The following is a 22,336-nucleotide window of genomic DNA, read 5'->3' on the forward strand; positions in this document are numbered from 1 at the left end:
CCTTTCGCCTCATGTCGTCTACACTTTTTAGTGTAGTAGCTGATTCGCTCTGACGACCGTGTTGCGGGGGCGAGTGAAATGCAGTTCGATGGTTATCTCGGGCCGTTGGAGTCGCAGCCGCCAGCCGGTGTGGACTTGGACGAGTCCGGCGAGCTGCTGGGGTTGGATCAAATGGCCCGCTGGGCCGATCCGGAGGCCGAACCCGATTGGCCGGCGCTGCGCGACGCGGCGGCGGACGCCTTGGGGCGCAGCCGTGACTTGCGGGTAACGGTCTATCTGGCCGCGGCGCTGCTCAACGCCGAGGGCATACGTGCCTTCTGTGGCGCGCTTGGTCTCCTGCGCAACTACCTGGAGACCCTCTGGGACGGTGTCTATCCTTTCCTCGACGGTGATGACGCCATCGAGCGCTCCAGCGCTGTATTCAATCTGGTCAATTATCACCGAGTGATACGGCCGTTGCGCCGTGCGCCGCTGGTCGAGGACCGGGCGGCCGGGCGCTTCAGCCTCCAGGACATCGAGATCGCCCAGGGCAAGATCGAGCCGCCGGCGGACTACGAGGACGAGGCGCCACCGCAGGGCATGATCATAGGCGCCTTTCAGGCGATGGATGGCGAGGAGCTGGGGGCGCTGGACAGCGCGCTCGGGCAGGGTGTCGAGGACTTGCAGGAGATCGAGGCCGCGTTCCAGGCCCATAGCGGGCCAAGCACGGTGCCGGATATGTCGCGCCTGCGCGACACCCTCTCTGAGATGCGGACCTTCACTTCGGCTCGGCTCGCGGAACGCACAGGCTCTTCCGTGCCGGCTAGTGGCGACGACTCGGTATTGCAGCCCGTGGCGGCGGCCGAAGCCCAGGGTACGACGGGGGCCGCGCCAACGGCGGTACGTTCACGCCAGGAGGCGATCAGGGCCTTGGATGCGGTTATTCGGTACTTCAACAACCACGAACCCTCTAGTCCGGTGCCGCTGCTGCTTGAGCGCGCCAAGCGGCTGGTGGATCGGGATTTCATGGCCATACTCGAGGAGCTGGCGCCGGATGCGCTGACGCAGGTACGAACTATTAGCGGTAAAAGTGGGGAAGACTAGGCCTGCAACGCACGGCGTGACCGTGAGGTGTTGGGCCGTAACGGAGGTTCCACGACATGGCGAAGCCAAGCTCCCAAAAGTTCATCGGGCGCAATCGACCGCCACGGGTTCAGATCGAATACGACACCGAGGTGTACGGCTCGGAGAAAAAGGTCCAGTTACCTTTCGTAATGGGCGTGCTCTCGGATCTTGCAGGCGACAACCAGGAATCCCAGCCGTCCATAGAGGACCGTAAGTTTCTGGAGATCGACGTCGACAACTTCGACAATCGCATGAAGGCGATGCAGCCGTCGGTGCACTACGCCGTGGACAACAAGCTCACCGGCGACGGCCGGATCGAGGTGGATCTCACATTCGAGAGCATGGAGGACTTCTCGCCGGCGAGGGTGGCGGAGCAGGTCGAGCCCCTCCGCAGGCTGCTTGAGGCGCGTCAGCAGCTCGCCAATCTGGTCACCTACATGGACGGTAAGGCCGGCGCCGAAGACCTTATTGCCAAAGTCCTCAATGACCCGGCACTGCTCGAATCGCTGGCGTCCAGCCCACAAAGCGAGGCTGAGGAAGACAGCAGCAGTGGCGAGAGCGAAGCGAAGAGCGAGGAGTAAGCCGTGGCAGAGTCAGATCAGCAGACCGAGGCACAGCAGGGCAGCGAGGCGCAAGCAGCAGAAGGCGGGCAACTCAGTGCCAATGAGTTTACTGCGTTGCTGCAGAAGGAGTTTCGGCCCAAATCGGACCGGGCGCGCGAGGAGGTGGAGACCGCCGTCCAGACGCTCGCCGAGCAGGCTCTGCGCGAGACGACCGTTATCTCCGACGATGTAATTAGCACCATCAACGCCATTATCGCGGAGATCGACCAGAAGCTGACCGATCAGGTCAACGAGGTCATCCATCACGAGAAGTTCCAGCAGCTTGAAGGCGCGTGGCGCGGCTTGAGTTACTTGGTGAACAACACCGAAACCGATGAGATGCTCAAGATCCGATTCATGAACGCCTCCAAGAAGGAGCTTCATAAGAACCTGCGCAAATACAAGGGCACCGCGTGGGACCAGAGTCCCCTATTCAAACGGCTCTACGAGGACGATTATGGGCAGCTCGGCGGCGAGCCCTATGGTTGCCTGGTAGGCGATTACTACTTCGATCATGGGCCGCAGGACGTGGAGCTCCTCTCCGGCATGGCGCAGATCGCTTCGGCGGCCCACGCGCCGTTCATTACCGGAGCTGCCCCATCGCTGATGCAGATGGAATCCTGGCAGGAGCTGGCTAATCCGCGCGATCTCTCCAAGATCTTCTCCACGCCGGAGTACGCTGCGTGGCGCTCGCTGCGCGAGTCCGAGGACTCGAAATACGTAGGTCTGGCCATGCCGCGGTTTCTGGCACGCCTGCCGTACGGTTCCAAGACCGATCCGGTGGAGGAATTCGACTTCGAGGAGGAGGTCTCCGGCTCCGATCATCACCGCTATACCTGGGCGAATTCCGCCTACGCCATGGCGGTGAACATCAACCAGTCCTTCAAGTTCTACGGCTGGTGCTCGCGTATCCGGGGCGTGGAGTCCGGGGGCGCGGTGGAATCCCTGCCGGTGCATACCTTCCCGAGCGACGACGGCGGTGTGGACATGAAATGCCCCACCGAGATCGCCATTAGCGACCGGCGCGAGGCAGAGCTGGCCAAGAGCGGGTTGATGCCGTTGATCCACCGCAAGAACACTGATATTGCGGCGTTCATCGGGGCGCAGTCGTTGCATAAGCCGGCTGAGTACGAGGATCCGGATGCTACTGCCAATGCGCAGCTGGGTGCGCGGCTGCCTTACCTATTTGCCACCAGCCGTTTTGCGCATTACCTCAAGTGCATCGTGCGCGACAAGGTGGGCTCGTTCCAGGAACGCGAGGATATGCAGAGGTTCCTGCAGAACTGGATCATGCAATACGTAACCGGTGATCCGGCCAACGCCAGCGAGGAAACCAAGGCGCGCAAGCCCCTCGCGGAGGCTGAGGTGCGCGTTGAGGCGGATGAGGCCAATCCGGGCTACTACCGCTCGTATTTCTACCTGCGGCCTCACTACCAGCTCGAGGGGTTGACCGTGTCGCTGCGGTTGGTCTCGAAGCTGCCCTCGGCTAAGGGTCAATGAAACGTAGGTCTCCGAAACGTGTGTCGGGTCAGGGGACAGGGCGTTGCCCGCGGGGTGCCGTAGCCTAGTGGAGGAGAAGAGCGATGTTCGATTGTTTTCTGGAGATCGACGGCGTCCAAGGCGAGTCCCGGGATGCCCAACATGCGGATGCCATCGAGGTGCTCGCCTGGTCATGGGGTGCCAGTCAGCCCGGCACCATGCAGACCGGTGGTGGGGGTGGTGCTGGTCGGGCGAGCTTTCAGGATATCTCGGTGACCAAGTACATCGACAAATCCTCGCCCAACCTCATGAAGCAGCTTGCCAAGGGTAAGCACTTCGATTCGGGTAAGCTGATCGTGCGTAAGGCGGGTGGTGAGCAACTCGAGTACCTGGTCGTGGAGATGAAGAAGATCCTCATCGCCAGTATCAACATCGGAGGCACTGGCGAGGAGGATCGGCTGACGGAAAATATCGGGCTGAATTTCGCGGAGTTCAAACTTAGCTACACGCCGCAGAAAGACGACGGCACCGGCGAGGCCGCGATCGACTTCGCTTGGAGCATCGAGGAGAACTCGGAGAAATAGCCGTGTAACGTTGGCAACGGAGGGTGCGCGGCGTAGCCCTAACGCCGCGGTCCGGCAGGGTGGCAGCCATGGCTGAACTGACGACCCAAGAGCGACTGCAGCCGTCGCTGATTGATCGCTTGACGGATCGTGCGCCCCATAAAGAGCGGGTGACCTTGCGACTGCAAGAGCAGGCGCTGGCGGCGATCGGTATGCCGGCGCGGGAGTTGCGACGGCTGATCGAGGCCCAAGGCTTCAGTCGCCAGCGCGAGGCTGCCGAGGACGAAGGCCCCGTCGAGGTCTACGAGAGTACCCCCGACGGTCGCAGCCTGCGCCAGCTGTTGGATCATACTTTCCGATCCCAGCCGAATATGCCGGAGACCGCCGTCGGTGACCTGGTCGAGGTCACCGACCGTCGCCGGCTGCCAAACACCAGCGAGTCGCGGCGGGATCGGGTGATGTCCGGCAAGCAGCTCAAGGATTCGGTGATGCGCGATCTGGGCTGGCTGCTAAACACCGGCAATCTGCATTCGGTGCAATCGTTGGAAGCCTACCCCAAGGTCCGGGATTCCGTGGTCAACTACGGCATTCCGGAACTGGCCGGCGTGACCGCCTCGAGCGCGGATGCGGAGTCGGTGGCGGGGGCCATCGCCCGAGCGATTGAGACCTTCGAGCCACGCCTGCGTCACATTCGAGTGGTGCCCTCGGGGGCCGCGCGCGAAGGCGCGAGCAATACCCTGGCGTTTCTTATCGAGGCGGAGCTGTGGGGGCAACCGTCGTCCGAGCACCTGCTGCTGCATACCGAGTTGGACCTGGAATCGGCGGCGGCGAGGGTGCGAGAAGCTGAGGGAGGCGCCTAGTGGATGAACGGCTGCTGCGCCACTATGAGGAGGAGCTGCGCTATCTGCGGGAAATGGGAGGCGAGTTTGCCCGGGTTTATCCCAAGATAGCCGGCCGGCTCGGCCTTGAGGGGCTGGAGTGTGCTGATCCCTACGTGGAGCGTTTGCTCGAGGGCGTTGCCTTCCTCACCGCCCGTGTCCAGCTCAAGCTCGATGAGGAATTCCCCGAGTTCACCCGCAATCTGTTGGAGCTGATTCAGCCGCAGCTCGCACGGCCGACGCCGTCGATGGCGGTGGTCGGCTTCGAGCCGGACCTCAACGAGGCCGCTCTAGCCGAGGGGTTCACGGTGCCGCGGGGTAGCGCCATGCGCAGTCTCCTTGCCAAGGGCGAGCGCACGGCCTGTGAATATCGAACCGCGCATGATCTCACCCTGTGGCCGTTGCGCACGGTCGGGGCGCGGTATCTCTCCAGTGCCGGCGCGATTGCCGCCGCGGGGCTGCCGGTGCGCGAGGGCGTGCGGGCGGCAATCCAGCTCGATCTCGAGGTGACCGGCGGCCTTGGTGTCGCGGACCTCGCCCTGGATCGGTTGCCGATATTCCTGCACGGCACCGATGAGATCCCCATGCAGATTTACGCCCAGGTCCACGGCCATGGCCTTGGCTGCTGCGTCCACGGCCAAACGCCGGAGGACGGGGCCGTGTGGCTGCCCCGTGAAGCCTTATGCCAGGTGGGCTTCGAGCGCGAGGAGGCACTGCTGCCGCCATCGCGACGCTCTTTCGAGGGTTATCGCCTGGTGCAAGAGTATTTCGCTTTCCCCGCGCGGTTTCTATACTTCGAAATCGCGCAGCTGCAGCGCGCACTGCCGCGACTTTCCGGGGAGCGGTTCACCCTGACGATCTACCTGGATCAGGCCGATGCGGATGTCGAACGCAGCTTGGACGCCGAGCAGTTCAAGCTGTTTACCGTTCCGGCGATAAACCTGTTCCCGGTAACCGCCGATCGCATCCATGTGCGTGCCGAGTCGCCCGAGTTCCATGTGGTGCCAGACCGTAATCGCCCCATGGACTTCGAGGTCTACAGCGTAGAGGGCGTGACCGGCTATGGCAGTTCACCAGAGGACCGGCGCAGCTTCCGGCCGCTCTACGAGCTGACGCATCACCACTTCGAGCGCGAGGCGGGGGCCTTCTTTGCCACCCAGCGCCGGCCACGTGAGCCATCGGTCCGCCAGCGTCGCCAAGGCTCACGTACCAGCTACCTCGGCAGCGAGTGCTTCATCAGCATCGTGGATTCGCGCAATGCGCCGTTTCCGACGGGGTTGCGCCAGCTCGAGGTCCAAACCCTGTGCACCAACCGCGATCTGCCGCTGCAGATGGCGGTGGGTAAGGGTGCGACCGATTTCACCCTCGAGAGCGGGGCGCCGGTGCAGTCGCTGCGGGTGATTGCTGGTCCCACCCGACCTCGAGCGGGCTTCTACGCTGGCGATACGGCCTGGCGCCTGATTAGCCAGCTGTCGCTGAACTATGTATCCCTAGCCGATCAATCGCCCGACGGCGGCGCCGAAGCGCTCCGGGAGATGCTGGCGCTGTATGTCGATTCCCGTGACGCCTTGGCGCGCCACGTTGACGGGGTGGTGTCGGTGACATCGCAGCCAGTCGTCCGGCGCATGCCGGTGCCGGGACCTATCTGCTTCGGCAACGGCTTGGAGATTCGGCTGCGGCTGGACGAGGCGGCCTTCACCGGCGTCGGCTCGTTTCTACTCGGTGCGGTGCTGGAGCGGTTCTTCGCCAAGTATGTGTCGATCAATTCATTTACCGAAACGGTCATCGAGTCGGAAGACCGTCGGGAGGTTATGCGATGGCCGGTCAGGGCGGGTCAGCGCCTGACACTGTAGCGGGATGGCTGGACGATCTCGCCCACCGCCCGGAACGCTATAGCCTGTACGCTGCGTTGCGGGTTTTCGAGGTGGGGCATCCACGCGCACCGCGCCTCGGTCGCTCCCGACGGCCGACGGAGGACGCGGTGCGGGTCGGCCAGCAGCCGAGCCTGCGTTTCGCGCCGGGGGACGTCGTGGCCTTCGAGCCGGGGCAGCCGTCACAGCTGCGCTGCGAATCGTTCGGACTGTTCGGTCCGAATGGCCCGCTCCCGCTGCACCTGACCGAGTATGCCGACGAGCGTGCCCGACAGTACCAAGACCCGAGCTTCACGGCATTCATTAACACCTTTCAGCATCGGCTGGCGTCGCTGTTCTACCGTGCCTGGGCCGATGCCCAGCCGACGGTGCAACAGGACCGCCCCGCCGAGGATCGGTTCTCGGTCTACGTTGGCTCGCTGCTCGGCACGGGTGCGCCCGCCACGCGTGAGCGCGACGAGTTGGGTGACTTCGCCCGCTACTGCCGCGCCGGTCGCTTTGCGCCGGCCGCCAAGTCGGCGGAAGGGTTGGAGGATATCCTCAACGACTACTTCGGAATGGCCTGCCGTATCGAGTCTTTTGTGCCCGGCTGGTTGGATATCCCGCACGATGAACGGCTCGCCCTCGGACGCGGCGGCGCCAATGCGCTCGGACGACGCGCCAACCTGGGGGCCCGGTCCTGGCAATGTCAGTTCCGCTTTCGCATCCACGTCGGGCCGCTGTCGCGGGAGACGTTCGAGCGTTTCCTACCCGGCGGGCCGGCGCTGGGGGATCTGGTGGACCTGGTGCGGGCCTACCTGGGCGACGAGTTGCAGTGGGACGTGGCGCTCACACTGCGGGAGGCGGAGGTGCCGCCGTTGCGCCTCAGCCGGGGGGCGCGCCTGGGCTGGACGAGTTGGCTCGGGCAGGTGGCTGGCGATGCCCGCGGTGCGCTCGTATCGGGACGGAAAAAAGCCGCTGCGACGCGGGACGAGTGGGCCGACCGAGGGCCACTGAGGAGGAATGACCGTGGGAGAGATCAGTCGCACGGCGCTGTTCGGCAAGCTGGATAGCCTCGCCTATCAGGCCATCGAGAGCGCTACCACCCTGTGCCGGATGCGCGGCAATCCCTATGTGGAGCTCGCGCACTGGCTCAATCAGATCCTCCAGCAGCACGATTCCGATCTGCACAGAATCGCGTCCCGCTTCGAGCTCGAGCCGTCGCGCCTGGCCAAGGACCTCACGGCAAGCCTGGACGCCTTGCCGCGTGGTGCGAGTTCGGTGTCCGATCTGTCGTCGCATGTCGAAGAGGCCGTGGAGCGGGGGTGGGTATGGGCCACCTTGCGCTTTGGTGAGTCCAGTGTGCGTACGGGCCATCTGGTGGTGGCCTTACTGAAGAGTCCGGGACTGCGTGGCCTGCTCCCAGGCATCTCCCGTGAGTTTGAGAAGATTCGCGGGGACCAGTTGATCGATGAATGGGACGAGCTCTTGGGCGACTCACCGGAGGCGGTCCAGGCTGCCAACGATGGGACGCGGATCGGCCAGGCCATGCCGGCTGACAGTGGTGAGTCCGGCGGTGCGGCCGCTGGCAAGCAGGAGGCGCTCGAGCGCTTTACCCGCGATCTTACCGCCGAGGCGCGCGCCGGCAACGTGGACCCGGTGGTGGGCCGTGATGAGGAGGTGCGCCAGATGGTGGACATCCTCATGCGCCGCCGCCAGAACAACCCCATCCTCACCGGCGAGGCGGGCGTGGGCAAGACGGCGGTGGTCGAGGGTTTTGCGCGGCGGATCGCCGACGGCGACGTGCCGCCGACGCTACAGGACGTCACCCTACGCACCCTGGACGTGGGACTGCTGCAGGCCGGCGCCAGCGTCAAGGGTGAGTTCGAGAACCGGCTACGTGAGGTCATCGATGAGGTCCAGGCGTCCGAGCGGCCGATCGTCCTTTTCATCGACGAGGCGCATACCCTCATAGGTGCCGGCGGTGCGGCGGGTACCGGCGATGCAGCCAACCTCCTCAAACCGGCTCTTGCCCGCGGCACGCTGCGTACCATCGGGGCGACCACGTGGGCGGAATACAAGAAGTACATCGAAAAGGATCCAGCGCTTAGCCGTCGGTTTCAGGCCGTTCAGGTCCCCGAGCCCGAGGCCGACCGGGCCATCGCCATGGTGCGCGCCATGGCCAGCGCAATGGAGGCGCATCACCGGGTGCAACTGCGTGACGAGGCGCTGACGGCAGCGGTCAATCTCTCGAGTCGCTATATCCCGGCCCGTCAGCTGCCGGACAAGGCGGTGAGCCTGCTGGATACCGCCTGTGCCCGGGTTGCGGTCAGCCAGCACGGTGTGCCGGCGGCGGTCGAGGATGCGCGCCGCCGCCTGGACGCCCTGGCCACCGAGGACGAGATCCTCAGCCGTGAGGCGGCGGTGGGCATGGATGTCGGCGAGCGCCGGCGGACGGTCGAGCAGGCGATGGCCGACGAGCGCGCACGGCTGGAGCAGCTGGAGCAGGATTGGCAGCAGGAGAAGGCACTGGTGGATGAAATCCTGCAGTTGCGCGCGACACTGCGCGAGCGCGCTGGGACGCTCTCGCCGGCTGACGAGCCGGACGCGCAACGCCCCGCTGTGGCGGCCTCGGACGCCGACGTGGAGCCGGACACCGGGGTGTTGGTCGAGCAACTGCGCGAGCGCCAGGCCGAGCTCGAGACCCTGCAGGGTGAACGGCCGCTGATCCTACCGAGCGTTGATGCCCAAGCCGCGGCCGCCGTGGTGGCCGATTGGACCGGTATCCCGGTGGGGCGGATGGTGCGTGACGAAGTGACCACGGTACTGTCTCTGGCCGAGCACCTGGGCGAGCGGGTGAAGGGCCAGGATCACGCCCTGGAGATGATCACCAAGCGCGTACAGACCGCGCGTGCCAACCTGGATAACCCGGCCAAGCCGGTGGGTGTGTTCATGCTCGCGGGGCCCTCCGGCGTGGGTAAGACCGAAACCGCCCTCGCGCTGGCCGAGACGCTGTACGGCGGGGAACATAACCTCATCACCATCAACATGAGCGAGTTCCAGGAGGCGCACACCGTCTCCACACTCAAGGGGGCACCGCCAGGGTATGTCGGCTATGGCGAGGGCGGTGTGCTCACCGAGGCAGTCCGCCGGCACCCTTACAGCGTGGTGCTGCTCGACGAGGTGGAGAAGGCGCACCCGGACGTCCACGAGATCTTCTTCCAGGTCTTCGACAAGGGCCAGATGGAGGACGGCGAGGGCCGGCTGATCGATTTCCGCAACACCCTCATCATCCTCACCACCAACGTTGGCACCGAGCGGATCATGCGCGCCTGGCAGGGTGACCAGCCCGTGGACGCGGATGCGCTCGCCGGTGCCCTGCGTGAGCCCTTGCTGGAGGTGTTTCCGCCGGCCCTGCTCGGGCGCATGGTTACCATCCCCTATTATCCGCTGAGCGACCAAATGCTGCGCGGGATCATCCGGCTGCAGCTCGAGCGTATCGCCGAGCGCGTGCGCGAGAACCACGAGGTGCCGTTCAGCTACGAGGAGGCAGTGGTGGATCGGGTGCTTGAGCGCTGCACGGAGTTGGAGAGCGGTGGGCGCATGATCGATGCCATCCTCACCAACAGCCTGCTTCCCGACTTGAGCCGCGAGTTCCTCAACCGGCTCATCGAGCACGAGCCGGTCCAGCGTGTGCATGTGGACGTGGCCGACAAGGGGTTTGTGTATGCCTTCGACTGAGTCGTGGGACGGACACTGCCCCACCCGAATGCCGCGTGCTAAGCCCTGCGGGGCCCAGCTTGACGCGGTTTCGGTGCTGAGCGAACCTGCCAGTGAGAATGGCAATAGGCCCGGTGGACGGTCTAGCGGTCGGCTTTATGGCGCGTGCACGACTGGTCGAAGTGGATTATTACAGCTTCCGGCAGCTGCTGCGGGAGGCGGCCAACCGGGGTGGGCGCATCGACAAAAGGGACGCCAATCGCTGGGCCGATTACGTCAAGACCTACAACATCAACGAGGTGGGTGCCACTGCCATCGCCCGGCAGCGCTTCGAAGAGCCGACGCCGGTGATTATCAACCTCGGCGGCACGCGCGACGGCCTCTATCTGTACTCGGACATCGAGGAAGGCTGTCTGCGATTGGTCGTGCAGGACAGCTAGCGGCCGCGGTATCCCACTGCCCTCTGTCGGTGGGCTGGGGTGATCGCCGGTTATACCTGTTGCGTACCCGTCATTGGTGCCGCCGCAGCCGCCCGTGCCATCTGGGGCCCGCCAGTCAGGCAGCGCAGCAACCGCGAGGTGACTCATGCGCTTGTCGTTATCGGTGATCGGTGCCCAGGCCCAGGCCCTCGGTGATAACGCCCAGGTCTGTTGGGTGGACCACGGTGGAACGATCGGGCGCGCCGAGAACAACGACTGGACGCTGCCCGACCCACGCCAGGAGATCTCGCGCTGCCATGCCCGCATCCGCTTCGCGGGTGGCCGATTCTATTTGGAGGACGCTAGCGCCAACGGGATTTACGTGGATGACCCCGGGAACCGGATGAGTAGTCGCGAGATGTTGACGCTCGAGAACGGTCAGCGATTGTTCATCGGGGACTACGAAATCCACGTCAGCGTTGCCGAGGGAGAGGGCGTAGAGCAGGAGCCGCCCGCGAGGGAGGCCCCGAACGCGACCGGGCCCCCTAGCGGCAGTGCCGTGGTGCCCGACGAGGAGAGCCCCCCCGACCCCTTGGACTTGCTTGGCGGGGCCGTGGAGACGCCGAAGCAGCCGCCATCAGTGCCGGACGACCCCGAGCCGGCGTATCTCAAGGAGCATTTCCGGCCGGCACCCGTGCAACCGGATCGCAGCAAGGAACCACTACCGTCGGCGCCCGATGACGATGCGAGTCCGCCAGGGCCGATCCCCACCGACTGGTGGCGCGATATCGGCACAGCCGGGACAGCGGGGAGCGACGGTAAGGGGGAAGCCGACGATGCTGGTGAGAGCAGCGGTGAACCGTCGTCCCCATCGTCGTCGCAACCCATACCGCCGACGGCCCCAGAGCCAACGCCGGTTGAGACGCCTCAGGATCCCGGCGAGGTGCCGCAACCGGGCCCGCCGGAGCGGCCGTGCCCCGGTGGCACGGCCCGCCAAACGGAGGGGGCGCGTACCGCGAGCGGAGCGTCGACTGCCGGCGCAAGCACCTCTCAGGACGCGCTGGAGCGGTTGCTGGCCGGAGCGGGGATCGACCCTGCCGAGCTGACGCCGGAGACCGCCGAGACCCTCGGTCGTGTCCTGCACGTGGCCGTGGACGGGCTAATGGACCTGTTGCGCGCCCGGATGGAGATCAAGAACGAATTCAGGATGTCGGTGACGCTGATCCAGTCCACCGACAATAACCCCCTGAAGTTCTCGACTAATGTGCAGGACGCCATGCATAACCTGCTGGTCAAGGACAATCCGGACTACCTAGGGCCTGAGGAGGCCTTTCACGCTAGTTTCGATGACCTGCGTTTCCATCAGATGGCCCTGTTGGCCGGCATGCGGGAGGCGTTCTTCGCCATGATCGAGCGTTTCGATCCCGACAACCTGGAAACGCAGTTCAGTCAGCGCCAGCAAGATAGCGGGGTGCTCGGCCGTATGGGACGGCGCCGTTACTGGGAGCAATACCGCGGGCTGTACGACGAAATCCGTCAGGATACCGAGGGATACTTTAATCGGCTGTTCGGCGAGGCGTTCGTCGAAGCCTACGAGCGTCAGATGGACGAGCTCAAGCAGGGCGCCCGACAGCGCCGTTCGGGTGGGCAGTGACAGGAAAGCCAGGAGAACAACGCATCATGAGCAGTCATTGGGTGGTCCGCACCGTATTGGCCCTGCTCACCGGGGCCGCGCTTATCGCCGGCTGTGCCTCCACGCCGCCGTCCGAGGAAGTCACCGCCGTAGAGGGACGCATCTTGGTGGGTCCCAATCTCAATCCCAATGCCGAGGGCCGGCCGTCGCCGGTGTACCTGCGGGTGTATCAATTGACCGAGGCCGCCGCATTCAGCGGTGCCACTTACGGCCAGCTGGCGGACCGCGACACCGAGACCCTGGGCGCGAGCCTGATCACCCGTGACGAGTTCGAGCTCTGCCCGCGGGAGGCACCCGAGAAACCACGCACCGCCCAAGCGGATCGCCCCTGTCAGGGTGCCGAGCGCGAGATCGAGCTGGACCTCAAGGGCAACGCCCGGTTTCTGGCGGTGATGGGTGAGTTCTACGATCTGCACGACCCTTCGGGGAGCTGGCGGGACGTGGCCAAGATCCCGGAGTCGGGCATGCTCGATGTGTTCTCATCGCCGTCGTTGGTCATCGAGATGCAAGGCGCCACCGTCGACGTTCGTTTCGAATAGCCAAGGTCGGGAGCGCCCATGTCACGCAACAGCCGCATCCTCTGGAGCGAAGGGCTCTTCCTGGAGCCGCAGCACTTCCAGCAGCACGACCGCTACCTGGAAAGCTATGTCGAGGGGCGCATGGGGGCCGTCGGCGCCCACGCCTGGGGGTTCAGCGCCCTGGAGCTGGAGAGCGATCTCCTGGGGCTCGGCAAAGTAGCGCTGCGCAGCGCTAGCGGCGTGTTCCCGGACGGCACGCCGTTCGCGCTTCCCGATCAGGATCCGCTGCCCAGCCCGCTGGCAATCGACGAGAACGTTCGCGACTGCACGGTCTATCTGGCGCTGCCGCTGCGTAGCGATGGCGCGGCCGAGGTGCAGCGTGGCGGCGACGGCAACGGGTTGTACCGCTATCGCGCCGAAGACGTTGAGGTGCGCGACAGCGTGCTGGACAGCAGTGCCTCGACCCTGGTGGAGGTGGGCCGATTGAATACGCGCCTGGCCCTGGAGGGAGAGACCCTCGAGCAGTACGCGACCATGCCGGTGGCGCGGGTTACCGAGCGGCGCTCGGACGGCCAGGTGGTGCTCGACGAGTCATTCATCCCGACTGTCACCCGGGCGGGGGCGGCGCGCCGGTTGGAGGCCTTCGTCAACGAGATGCGCGGCACCCTGGAACAGCGCGCGGACTACCTGGCCGAACGGGTGACCGCCGGCGGCCAGGGCGGTGCCAGCGAGATCACCGACTTTCTCATGCTGCAGGTAATCAACCGCCATGCCCCGGTGGTGAGCCATCTCGCGGAGTCGCTGCACATCCACCCGGAGCGATTGTATACACAGCTCCTGGGCCTGGCCGGTGAGCTCGCCACCCTAACGCGCGAGAGCCGGCGACCGCCGGAGCTGGCGAGCTATCGCCATGACGCCCTCGGCGAGGCGTTTACGCCGCTGTTCGAACTCCTGCGCTCGGAGTTCCGCGCGGTGCGTGAGACGCCGGCGATCCTCATTCCCCTGGAGGCCACTGGTCGCCATGGCATTAGCGTCGCGCGCATCGAGGATACCAGGCTACTGGACAACGCCAACTTCGTGCTCGCCGTGGGCGCGAGCCTGCCGGCCGAAGAGCTCCGCCAGCGATTCCCTGCCCAGGTGAAGATTGGTCCGGTTGAGCGCATCGCCGAGCTGGTGAACAACAACCTTCCCGGTATCGAGCTAGTGCCCGTGCCGGTGGCGCCGCGCCAGATCCCCTACTACGCGAACTATGTGTATTTCGAGCTGAGCCGCAGCGGCTCGTTGTGGAGTCAACTGTCGAACTCGGGGGGGCTGGCGGTCCATGTCGCCGGACAGTTCCCTGACCTGAAGATGGACCTGTGGGCCGTGCGAGGTCAGACTCGATGAGCAACGGTGAGCAACCGCCCGGCGGCGGTGACCGCACCGTCATTCGGCCCAACCCGGGTGGCCGGCGGCCCGCACCGCCCGAAGCGGCAGCTCCCACTGGCACAGGCGGCACGCCATCGCCTCCTCCGCCGCCTGCGCCGGATACCGCCGCCAGCGATGATCTGGCGGCGGTGGTCGGCCTGGGCCCTAATACGCTGGTGGAAGCCGCCGCCCCGCTGCTGGTGCTCGCAACCAGCGTGCGCCGCAGTCGTGCCCATCCGGATGTCAGCGGTCTGCATGATCAGGTGGTGCGCCAGGTTCAGGCCTTCGAGCAGCAGGCCGAGTCGGCCGGCCTCGCTAGCGAGCAGATACTCGCTGCGCGCTATGGGTTGTGCACCTTCATCGACGAGGCGGTGATGAACACCCCGTGGGGCGGGCAGAGCGTTTGGGCGAGCCGACCTTTGCTGCTTGTCTTCCACAACGATACCGGCGGCGGCGAGAAGTTTTTCCAGATGGTCGAGCGGGTGCTTGCCGATCGGGTGCCCAAGCGCGAGCTCACCGAGTTCTTCTACGTCTGCCTGGCGCTCGGTTTCGAGGGCAAATATCGCATTGTAGAAAACGGCGGCAAGGTCCTCGCGGAGACCCGCGAGCGCCTGTACGAGCGCATTCGCAGCTGGCGAAACGAGCTCCCGCGGGAGCTATCACCGCGGTGGCAGGGCGTGGAGGACCGCCGTTATCGGCTGGTGCGGGGCCTGCCGGCGTGGGTGTTCCTGAGCATCGCAGCAGCGATCGCTGGCGGTGCCTTCGTTACCTTCCATACCTTGTTGGGTTCCTCAGTCAGCCCGGTAATGGCGCAGCTGCACGAGGTGCAGCAGGCGACGTTCAAGTCGCCTACTCGTGGTGCCGTGGAACTGGTGGGGCCGAGCCTGGCGGAGCTGCTTGCCGGTGAGCATCCGGAGCGGCTGCTCATCGAGGAGGCCGACGGCGGCGGTACGAAGCTCACCCTGCGTGGCGAGGTCTTCTCCTCCGGTAGCGTAACCGTGGCGGAACCTTTCCGCGCCGTGCTCGAGACTGTGGCTGCGGCGCTGGCGCAGGTGCCGGGGCAGGTGCAGGTAATCGGGCATACCGATGACGTACCCATCCGCTCGCTGGAGATCAAGGACAACTACGAACTCTCGCGGCGACGCGCCGAGAACGCTGCCGAGCGGCTACGTAGCGGTTTGGACAACCCCGGGCGTGTGAGCTTCATGGGCGTGGGTCCGGACCAGCCGCGCTACCGCCCGGTAGATACCCCGGAGAACCGAGCCCGCAATCGGCGCATCGAGATCGTGCACCGGCCGGGGAGGTCGGGGGGATGAGGCGGGTAGTGGCCGTTCTGCGCTCGGGGCTGTTCCTCGGTACCCTCGGGTTCATCCTATTGAGCCTGTTGATTTGGTTCCTCGGGCCGTATCTGGGTTTCGGCGGCGTTCGGCCACTCGCGGGGACGGTGGCGCGCGCGGTAACCATCGCGGTGCTCGGCTTGGTGCTGCTGGCAGTGGCGCTGGTGCGCTGGCAGCGGGCGCGACGGGCGAATCGCCGGCTGCGCGCCGAGATCGCGGGGGAGGGCCGCGGCGAGCACCCCGGCAGCGAGGAGCTGCGCCGCCGCTTCGAGGAGGCAGTGCGCTTTCTGCGCGACAGTGGACGTGGGGGCAATCTCTACGAACTGCCCTGGTACGTGATCATTGGCCCGCCGGGGGCGGGTAAGACCACCGCGCTGGTGAACTCCGGGCTGAATTTCCCGCTGAACCAAAAGTTCGGTGAGGGCGCGTTACAGGGCGTAGGTGGCACACGCAACTGTGACTGGTGGTTCACCGACGAAGCAGTGCTGCTGGATACCGCGGGGCGCTACCTCAGCCAGGATTCCGACCCGGGATCGGATAACGCGGAGTGGCGGCGTTTCCTGGAGCTGCTGGCCCGTTACCGCAAGCGTCGGCCCATCAACGGCATCATCGTTGCTCTGAGTGCCGACGACCTACTCACCATGACGCCGGACAGCCGCGAGCGGCATGTGATGGCTGTGCGTCAGCGCCTGGACGAGGTGCAGCGTACCCTCGGTATCCAGTTCCCGGTGTATCTCATGATCACCAAGTGCGACCTGGTCGCCGGGTTCACCGAGTTCTTCGACGATCTGGATCTCGAAGGGCGTGCCCAGGTATGGGGTATCACCTTCCCAGAGCCGGGTAACGTTCCGTCATCTCCCGGGGTGGTGTTCGCCGAGGAGTACGATCGACTGATCGCACGGCTCAACGAGCGTGTACTGGCTCGCATGGACCAGGAGCGGGACGTGGGTCGACGGACGTCGTTGTTCGGCTTCCCGCGCCAGATGGCGGGGCTGAAGCAGCCCCTGCGGAGCTTCCTCGACGAGGCCTTCGCGAGCTCGGCCTACGACCGACCGGTGATGCTGCGCGGCGTGTATTTTACCAGCGGCACCCAGGAAGGTACCCCCATTGACCGAATGATGGGCACCCTGGCGCGCACCTTTGGCGTTGACGCCCAGGCGGCCACGGCCACCAGCGGGCAAGGGCGGAGCTACTTCCTCAAGCGGTTGCTGCGTGAGGTGATATTCCGGGAGTCCGGTCTGGCCGGGGTGAACTGGCGGCTCGAGGTCGGTCGCGCAGTGGCGCAGAACGTTGCCTATATCGCGGTGTTGGCGTTGGCAGTGGGGATGGTGGCGGTGTGGTTCACCAGCTATCAGTACAACGCTGACTACCTCACTGATATGGACCGCACCCTAGCGGCGCACCGTGACCGCGCGACCATGCCGGTGCCTGCGGAGGCCGGGCTGCGCGAGGTGCTGCCGCGGCTGGATGCCCTCCGCGAGGTGGCCGATGAGGCGACCCGCTACCGTGGTGACGTGCCCTTGATGATGGGGTTCGGCCTGTACCGCGGTGAGTCGGTTGGCGACGCTGCGTTGGATGCCTATGACCAGGGGTTGCGCCAGCTGCTGCTGCCGCGGGTGGCGATGCTGCTCGAGCAGCGCATCCGTGGGACGACACGTGAGCCCAAGCGTTTGTATGCTTACTTGAAGGCCTATCTCATGCTCGCCCAGCCGCGACACCAACAGCCGGAGCCCCTCACCAAGATCGTGCGTCGCGACTTGCTGCGGGTATTCGAGGACAGTCCGGCGGTGGGCCGCTCTGTGGGGCTGCACTTCGAGGCATTGGTACAGCGCAGCCCGCCGCCGCGGATCGGCTCAGCGAACGAGCAGTTGATCGCCCAGGCGCGCACCGCCTTGGAGCAGGCGTCCATACCGGTGCTCATGATGAGCCGGCTGGAGACCGTCTATGACGGCGAACATCCCAAGGCGTTGCGGCTCGACCTCGAAGCGGGGCTGGGCGGTGAGGACATCTTTCGGCGCAGCGGCGACGCCTCGCTGCCCGATCCCGTGCCCGCGCTGTATACGCGCGCCGGCTTCGAGGCCATCACGGGTGAGATCGGCAAGGACATGGTTGCGGGGTTCTTGCGCGATAGCTGGGTATTGGGCGAGGGGGCGCTCCCCAGCGGGCCCACCGCGCGTTTTCAGCTGGCGGCAGATTTCGTGGAGCACTACGAGCAGGCATACATCGACCATTGGGAAGGTCTGCTCGACGAGCTAACCATTGCCCCGCTGCTGAACGTCCGACAAGCCACGGACGTTCTCGCGGCGTTGAGCGGGCCGACCTCGCCACTCAGCCAGCTGCTCACCACCATCGACCGCCAGCTGTATTTCCCGCCCCCTGAGGGAGGGGCGGCGGGCGAGGCCGCAGCGGCCGCTGGTGGGCGGACTGCGGCCCTGTTCGATCTCGCCAACGAGGCCCAGGCCTCGGTGACCGGACCCCGTCCCGGGGCGCGCATCAGCGAGCATTTCCAAGAGCTCCATAACCTCGTGGGGGCCGGTAGCGAAGGGCAGCGACCGCTGGATCGCATGCTCCAGCTTTTGGGTGATCTCTACGCGCAGCTCGATTCCATGGGCTCGGGGCTCGGGCAGCAGGACGTGGTCACCGTCCTCAGCCGCTCTGGTGGGCGCGACGCCTTGCGGCAACTGCGTCTCGCCGCGGAACGCGCGCCTGCCCCCCTGGGTGATTGGCTTGGCCAGCTTGCCGGCAAGGGCCAGCAGGTAGCCTTGCGGAGCTTGCGCGGCGAGCTCAACCAACGCTACCGCAGTCAAGTCGCCGCTGAATGCCAGGAGCTTGTTGAACGGCGCTACCCGTTTGATCCGACCAGCGACCAGGGCGTACCTCTTAGTGACTTCGCGCGCCTATTCGGCCCAGGCGGGATACTGGACAGCTTTTTCCAGGAACACCTCAGAGAGCTCGTGGATACCTCCAGCGAGCGCTGGCGTTGGCGCCGCCAGGATGGAGAGCCTATCGGTATCCCCAACGCCGTGTTGCGCGAGTTTCAGCGGGCGCAACGCATACGCGACATGTTCTTCGCCGGCAGCGGGTCACCCGAGCTCGGCTTCGAGCTCACACCCCAGTATCTCGACGGCCGAGTACGGCGTTTCAATTTGACCATCGACGGCCAGTCGCTGGTCTATCGCCATGGCCCACCACGTGGTCAGGCCTTCACCTGGCCGGGGCCGGATAACGGCAGCGTCGTGGTGCAATTCGAGGATCGTCGTGGCCAGCGGCCGAATGTGCGCTTTGCGGGGCCGTGGGCGTTGTTCCGGGCGCTGGAAGGTAGCAGTGGCTTGTCCAGAGAGACGGACACTCGGTTCGTTGCGAGCTTCGAGGCGGATGGCTATACGGCGCGCGTGACCATCGGTTTCGACACGGCGCGTAACCCTCTGAGGCTGCAAGGCTGGTCGGACTTTCGCTGTCCTGGGCGGCTGTAGGTTATGGCGGACGGGGTGTCGCTGGGATTCTACGGTAAACTACCGAGCCACGGTGACTTCGTACGCCGACGGGTGAGTGCCGGTTTTCTGGGTGTCTGGGACCCGTGGCTTCAGGCGACACTGGAAGCGAGCCGTCGTGCGATGCGCGAGCAGTGGCTCGCCACCTATCTGACCAGTCCGTTGTGGCGGTTCGTGCTGACCCCGGGGGTGTGTGACGGCCAAACCTATGCCGGTGTGCTCATGCCCAGCGTAGATGCGGTGGGTCGCTATTTCCCGCTGACCCTGACCGCCGAGCTGCCCGCCGAGGTCCTGCCGTTGAATCTGGTTGTCGAGCAGGACCCGTGGTTCGAGCGCGCTGAGCAGTTGGCGCTTTCGGTGCTTAACAATGAGGCGGATTTTGATCTCGGGGCATTCGATCAGTCCGTAGAGGCCCTGGGCCGCGAGCTGTTGCCACGATTGGCTGAAGATGGGGTCGGCCCGCCGGATGGCAGGCCGGTTTGCTACGGCCTTGCCGGGCTTGGTGAAATCTCCGCTTCAATACAGTCGGTCTCGGCTGCCTGCATCGGCGAACGCATTGGGGCGTACAGCCTGTGGTGGACGGAAGGCTCCGAGCGGGTGTCGCCTTGTTGGTGTGTCTGCCCGGGGCTGCCTCAGAGTTCGTTGTTTACCGCTGCCCTGGACGGCGAATGGACGGCGCGTGGTTGGGCGTATCAGCCGGGACGCTACTCCGCGCCAAACGGCCATGCCCCCTCCGCTGGGCCTTCCACACCCCCCAGGCTGCGCTCCAGCGGCGTGACCAATGCCGGTGCGGTGCGCGAGGCCAACGAGGACGCCTTGGTGGAACTGCCGCATTTGGGTATCTGGGCGGTGGCCGATGGCGTGGGGGGGCAGGAGGCGGGTGCCACGGCGAGCCGCATGGTCGTCGATGCCCTGCGCCGTATCGACGGCAACGGAGACCTGCAGGATCGGCTCAACCAGGCACGCAACCGCCTCGCTGCAGTCAATGGGCATCTTCGTCATATCGCCACGCGCGCGGTGGCTCCGCAGAACAGCGCGAGCACCGTAGCGGCGCTGCTCACCGGCGAGGCCGGGTGCGCCTATCTGTGGGCAGGTGACAGCCGCATTTACCGCCTGCGCCGGGGCAAGTTGACTCAGTGCACGCGCGACCACAGCCTGGTTGAAGGACTGGTGCAGGATGGCAGCCTCGCCCGTGAGGACGCTCGCCAACACCCCAAGGCCAACGTTATTACGCGCGCGATCGGTGCGGCTGACGCGCTGGAGGTGGAGGTCGGCTTCGGGGACCTCATGCCGGGCGACCGTTTCCTGCTGTGTTCGGATGGAGTGCATGGCGTGGCAACGGATGGCGAGATTGCCGAGGTGCTCGCAGAGGGCGATGCGGCCGAGGTGACTCGCCGGGTATTGGAACTCGCCTTGTCCCGGGGTGCGCCGGACAACGTCACCGCGGTGGTCGTGGACGTGATCACCGACGCCCTGGCCGGGGAGGGCTGGTGAGCGAGCCCGACGCCTCACTGAGCGCACTCCAGCAAGCCCTGGCCGTGTATGCGCGGGGCGAGGTCGAGGCGCAGGCGGTGGTTATTCGGTTGCACGCGGCAAGTCGGGCGGATGGCCGGCCACCGGAGGCGCTAATCGACGCGCTGGCTGCCGACAGTGGCCTCACTGCTGCGGAGCAGGCGGCCTTGCGCGCGGCGCTCTTGTCGGATGCGACGGCCCTGGCGGCGCGCCCCTCCGATAGCGCCAGCACCCCTACTTCGGGCGAGGTTACGCGCCCCGTCGGGGATTACGAAGGTCCGCCGCTATCGCAGGCGCCCACTCGCCTGCCGGCTGAGGAAACCGTCGTGGAGCCCTCTCAGGGTACGGGTAGCGATTGGAGCTGGTCGCGGCCAGGGCAATGGCGCGAGGGGAATGAAGAACCGCTCGGCCCAGGGCGCACCCTCAAACAACGCTTCGTCCTGGAGGCCCTGATCGGCCATGGGGGTATGGGTAGCGTTTATCGTGCGCGCGACTTGCGGCGGGAGGAGGCCGAGGACAGCGATCCCTACGTCGCCATTAAGTTGCTGAATGACAGTTTCCGCGAGCACCCGGATGCGCTGGTAGCGCTGCAACGCGAGGCGAAGAAGGCGCAAACCCTCGCCCACCCTAACGTGGTGACGGTCTACGACTTCGACCGCGACGGCACTACCGTTTTCCTCAGCATGGAGCTGATGCGCGGCGAGCCGCTGGATGCCGTGATTCGCGGCCGGGGCGCCTTCGGGTTGCCCCTCGCCGAGGCGCTACCAATCATCGAGGGCATGGCGCGCGGCCTGGCATATGCCCACGAACAAGGCTTTGCGCATGCCGACTTCAAGCCGGGGAATGTCTATGTCAATCAGCGCGGTGGGGTCAAGGTGCTTGATTTCGGCATCGCTCGGGCCGCCCGTGTGGCGCATTCACCGCCAGAGGAGAACGAGCACACTCGCTTCGATCCTGCCTCCATGGGGGCGATCACGCCGGCCTACGCGAGTGCCGAAATGTTGGAAGGGAGGGCGGCCGAACCCGCAGACGACGTCTACGCGCTAGGTTGCGTGGCCTATGAGTTGCTGACCGGCCGGCATCCGTTTCGGGATGCGGCCGGGCAGAAGCAGCCCGCCGACGTGGTCGCCGCACGCAACCTGCAGGCGCAACCCATCCCCAAGGTGCCCAAGCGGTTCAACCGGGCTGTGCTGCGGGCGCTTGCTCCGAACCGCGAGCATCGCTTTGCGGATGCGGGCGCCTTCCTGAAGGCGATTGAGCGTCCGGCCCGCCTTCGTCGCACAGCACTCGTCACGATCGTAGCCCTGGTGGTGGTTGCGAGCGCGTCCTCGTGGTTGTTCATTCGTGAGACCAATGTGATGGTCTCCGTTTCCGATTTGCCGCCGGAGCTCGCGGAATCGCGTGAGCTCATTCGCGAGGGCGACGACTATGCCGAGGCTGAGGAGATGGCCCAGGCCCATAAGCTCTATGCCCAGGCATGGGAGAGTGGGGAGTCGCTGAGCGGGCTCCCCGACCGCCAGCTTTCGCGGCTGCGCGCGGTGGTTGAACGGCGAATCAACGAGGTTATCGATTACTACATTGCGCGTTCGCGCGAGCCCGAACTGGACCGCTTCTCGCTGGAGCTGGTGCAGCTCACCCTGGAGTCGTTGGCGCGGGACGACCTCGGGGGGCGCGAAGCCGACATTCAGGAGGCCTTGGTGCGGGTCGAGCGACGGCTCGCCCAAGCAAGCGGCCGCGGTGATGCGGGTAATGAGCAGTAATGG

16 protein-coding genes are annotated in these 22,336 nt (G+C 65.6%); all 16 read left to right on the forward strand.

Features of this window, described 5'->3' with window-relative positions; translation table 11 throughout:
- Positions 1–78: 78 nt before the first annotated feature.
- Complete coding sequence (gene tssA / locus ACQ754_RS05530; protein WP_440996008.1) at positions 79–1,083, forward strand: type VI secretion system protein TssA; 1,005 nt, start codon at positions 79–81, stop codon at positions 1,081–1,083.
- A gap of 56 nt (positions 1,084–1,139) precedes the next feature.
- Positions 1,140–1,685 carry a type VI secretion system contractile sheath small subunit gene (gene tssB, locus ACQ754_RS05535; protein ID WP_440996009.1) on the forward strand — a complete coding sequence of 182 codons (546 nt, stop codon included), beginning with the start codon at positions 1,140–1,142 and terminating at the stop codon, positions 1,683–1,685.
- 3 nt (positions 1,686–1,688) lie between these two features.
- Positions 1,689–3,206 carry a type VI secretion system contractile sheath large subunit gene (tssC, locus tag ACQ754_RS05540; protein ID WP_440996010.1) on the forward strand — a complete coding sequence of 506 codons (1,518 nt, stop codon included), beginning with the start codon at positions 1,689–1,691 and terminating at the stop codon, positions 3,204–3,206.
- 83 nt (positions 3,207–3,289) lie between these two features.
- Complete coding sequence (locus ACQ754_RS05545) at positions 3,290–3,769, forward strand: Hcp family type VI secretion system effector (protein ID WP_440996011.1); 480 nt, start codon at positions 3,290–3,292, stop codon at positions 3,767–3,769.
- 68 nt (positions 3,770–3,837) lie between these two features.
- Entirely contained in the window at positions 3,838–4,608 is a 771-nt protein-coding gene (gene tssE / locus ACQ754_RS05550; RefSeq protein ID WP_440996012.1) for a type VI secretion system baseplate subunit TssE, read from the forward strand.
- Positions 4,608–6,479 carry a type VI secretion system baseplate subunit TssF gene (gene tssF, locus ACQ754_RS05555; RefSeq protein WP_440996013.1) on the forward strand — a complete coding sequence of 624 codons (1,872 nt, stop codon included), beginning with the start codon at positions 4,608–4,610 and terminating at the stop codon, positions 6,477–6,479. Before tssE ends, tssF begins: the two co-directional genes overlap by 1 nt.
- A complete protein-coding gene (gene tssG, locus ACQ754_RS05560) occupies positions 6,443–7,549 on the forward strand; it encodes a type VI secretion system baseplate subunit TssG (protein ID WP_440996014.1) in 1,107 nt (368 codons plus the stop codon). Before tssF ends, tssG begins: the two co-directional genes overlap by 37 nt.
- Entirely contained in the window at positions 7,500–10,217 is a 2,718-nt protein-coding gene (gene tssH / locus ACQ754_RS05565) for a type VI secretion system ATPase TssH (RefSeq protein ID WP_440996015.1), read from the forward strand. The genes tssG and tssH overlap by 50 nt, the downstream gene beginning before the upstream one ends.
- A 137-nt stretch (positions 10,218–10,354) precedes the next feature.
- Positions 10,355–10,636, forward strand: a complete 282-nt coding sequence (locus tag ACQ754_RS05570) for a hypothetical protein (RefSeq protein WP_440996016.1) — start codon at positions 10,355–10,357, stop codon at positions 10,634–10,636.
- A gap of 145 nt (positions 10,637–10,781) precedes the next feature.
- On the forward strand, positions 10,782–12,269 hold the full coding sequence (tagH, locus tag ACQ754_RS05575) for a type VI secretion system-associated FHA domain protein TagH (protein ID WP_440996017.1): 1,488 nt from the start codon (positions 10,782–10,784) through the stop codon (positions 12,267–12,269).
- Between the two features lie 26 nt (positions 12,270–12,295).
- Positions 12,296–12,847 (forward strand): type VI secretion system lipoprotein TssJ, encoded by a 552-nt coding sequence (gene tssJ / locus ACQ754_RS05580; RefSeq protein WP_440996018.1) that lies wholly within the window; start codon positions 12,296–12,298, stop codon positions 12,845–12,847.
- A gap of 18 nt (positions 12,848–12,865) precedes the next feature.
- On the forward strand, positions 12,866–14,212 hold the full coding sequence (gene tssK / locus ACQ754_RS05585) for a type VI secretion system baseplate subunit TssK (protein ID WP_440996019.1): 1,347 nt from the start codon (positions 12,866–12,868) through the stop codon (positions 14,210–14,212).
- Positions 14,209–15,549, forward strand: coding sequence for a type IVB secretion system protein IcmH/DotU (gene icmH / locus ACQ754_RS05590; RefSeq protein ID WP_440996020.1), 1,341 nt, complete (start codon positions 14,209–14,211; stop codon positions 15,547–15,549). The genes tssK and icmH overlap by 4 nt, the downstream gene beginning before the upstream one ends.
- On the forward strand, positions 15,546–19,043 hold the full coding sequence (gene tssM / locus ACQ754_RS05595; protein ID WP_440996021.1) for a type VI secretion system membrane subunit TssM: 3,498 nt from the start codon (positions 15,546–15,548) through the stop codon (positions 19,041–19,043). The genes icmH and tssM overlap by 4 nt, the downstream gene beginning before the upstream one ends.
- Positions 19,044–19,046: 3 nt before the next feature.
- Complete coding sequence (gene tagF / locus ACQ754_RS05600; protein ID WP_440996022.1) at positions 19,047–20,555, forward strand: type VI secretion system-associated protein TagF; 1,509 nt, start codon at positions 19,047–19,049, stop codon at positions 20,553–20,555.
- Entirely contained in the window at positions 20,552–22,333 is a 1,782-nt protein-coding gene (locus ACQ754_RS05605) for a serine/threonine-protein kinase (RefSeq protein ID WP_440996023.1), read from the forward strand. The genes tagF and ACQ754_RS05605 overlap by 4 nt, the downstream gene beginning before the upstream one ends.
- Positions 22,334–22,336 lie beyond the last annotated feature (3 nt).

This window comes from Arhodomonas sp. SL1 (assembly GCF_052060015.1).
Taxonomy (GTDB): domain Bacteria; phylum Pseudomonadota; class Gammaproteobacteria; order Nitrococcales; family Nitrococcaceae; genus Arhodomonas.

What these genes read in the sequence shown, in the direction of transcription:
- tssA (WP_440996008.1), top strand. Translation starts at nt 79, where the DNA reads ATGCAGTTCGATGGTTATCTCGGGCCGTTGGAGTCGCAGCCGCCAGCC.
- tssB (WP_440996009.1), top strand. Translation starts at nt 1,140, where the DNA reads ATGGCGAAGCCAAGCTCCCAAAAGTTCATCGGGCGCAATCGACCGCCA.
- ACQ754_RS05545 (WP_440996011.1), top strand. Translation starts at nt 3,290, where the DNA reads ATGTTCGATTGTTTTCTGGAGATCGACGGCGTCCAAGGCGAGTCCCGG.
- tssE (WP_440996012.1), top strand. Translation starts at nt 3,838, where the DNA reads ATGGCTGAACTGACGACCCAAGAGCGACTGCAGCCGTCGCTGATTGAT.
- tssG (WP_440996014.1), top strand. Translation starts at nt 6,443, where the DNA reads ATGGCCGGTCAGGGCGGGTCAGCGCCTGACACTGTAGCGGGATGGCTG.
- tssH (WP_440996015.1), top strand. Translation starts at nt 7,500, where the DNA reads ATGACCGTGGGAGAGATCAGTCGCACGGCGCTGTTCGGCAAGCTGGAT.
- ACQ754_RS05570 (WP_440996016.1), top strand. Translation starts at nt 10,355, where the DNA reads ATGGCGCGTGCACGACTGGTCGAAGTGGATTATTACAGCTTCCGGCAG.
- tagH (WP_440996017.1), top strand. Translation starts at nt 10,782, where the DNA reads ATGCGCTTGTCGTTATCGGTGATCGGTGCCCAGGCCCAGGCCCTCGGT.
- tssJ (WP_440996018.1), top strand. Translation starts at nt 12,296, where the DNA reads ATGAGCAGTCATTGGGTGGTCCGCACCGTATTGGCCCTGCTCACCGGG.
- tssK (WP_440996019.1), top strand. Translation starts at nt 12,866, where the DNA reads ATGTCACGCAACAGCCGCATCCTCTGGAGCGAAGGGCTCTTCCTGGAG.
- icmH (WP_440996020.1), top strand. Translation starts at nt 14,209, where the DNA reads ATGAGCAACGGTGAGCAACCGCCCGGCGGCGGTGACCGCACCGTCATT.
- tssM (WP_440996021.1), top strand. Translation starts at nt 15,546, where the DNA reads ATGAGGCGGGTAGTGGCCGTTCTGCGCTCGGGGCTGTTCCTCGGTACC.
- tagF (WP_440996022.1), top strand. Translation starts at nt 19,047, where the DNA reads ATGGCGGACGGGGTGTCGCTGGGATTCTACGGTAAACTACCGAGCCAC.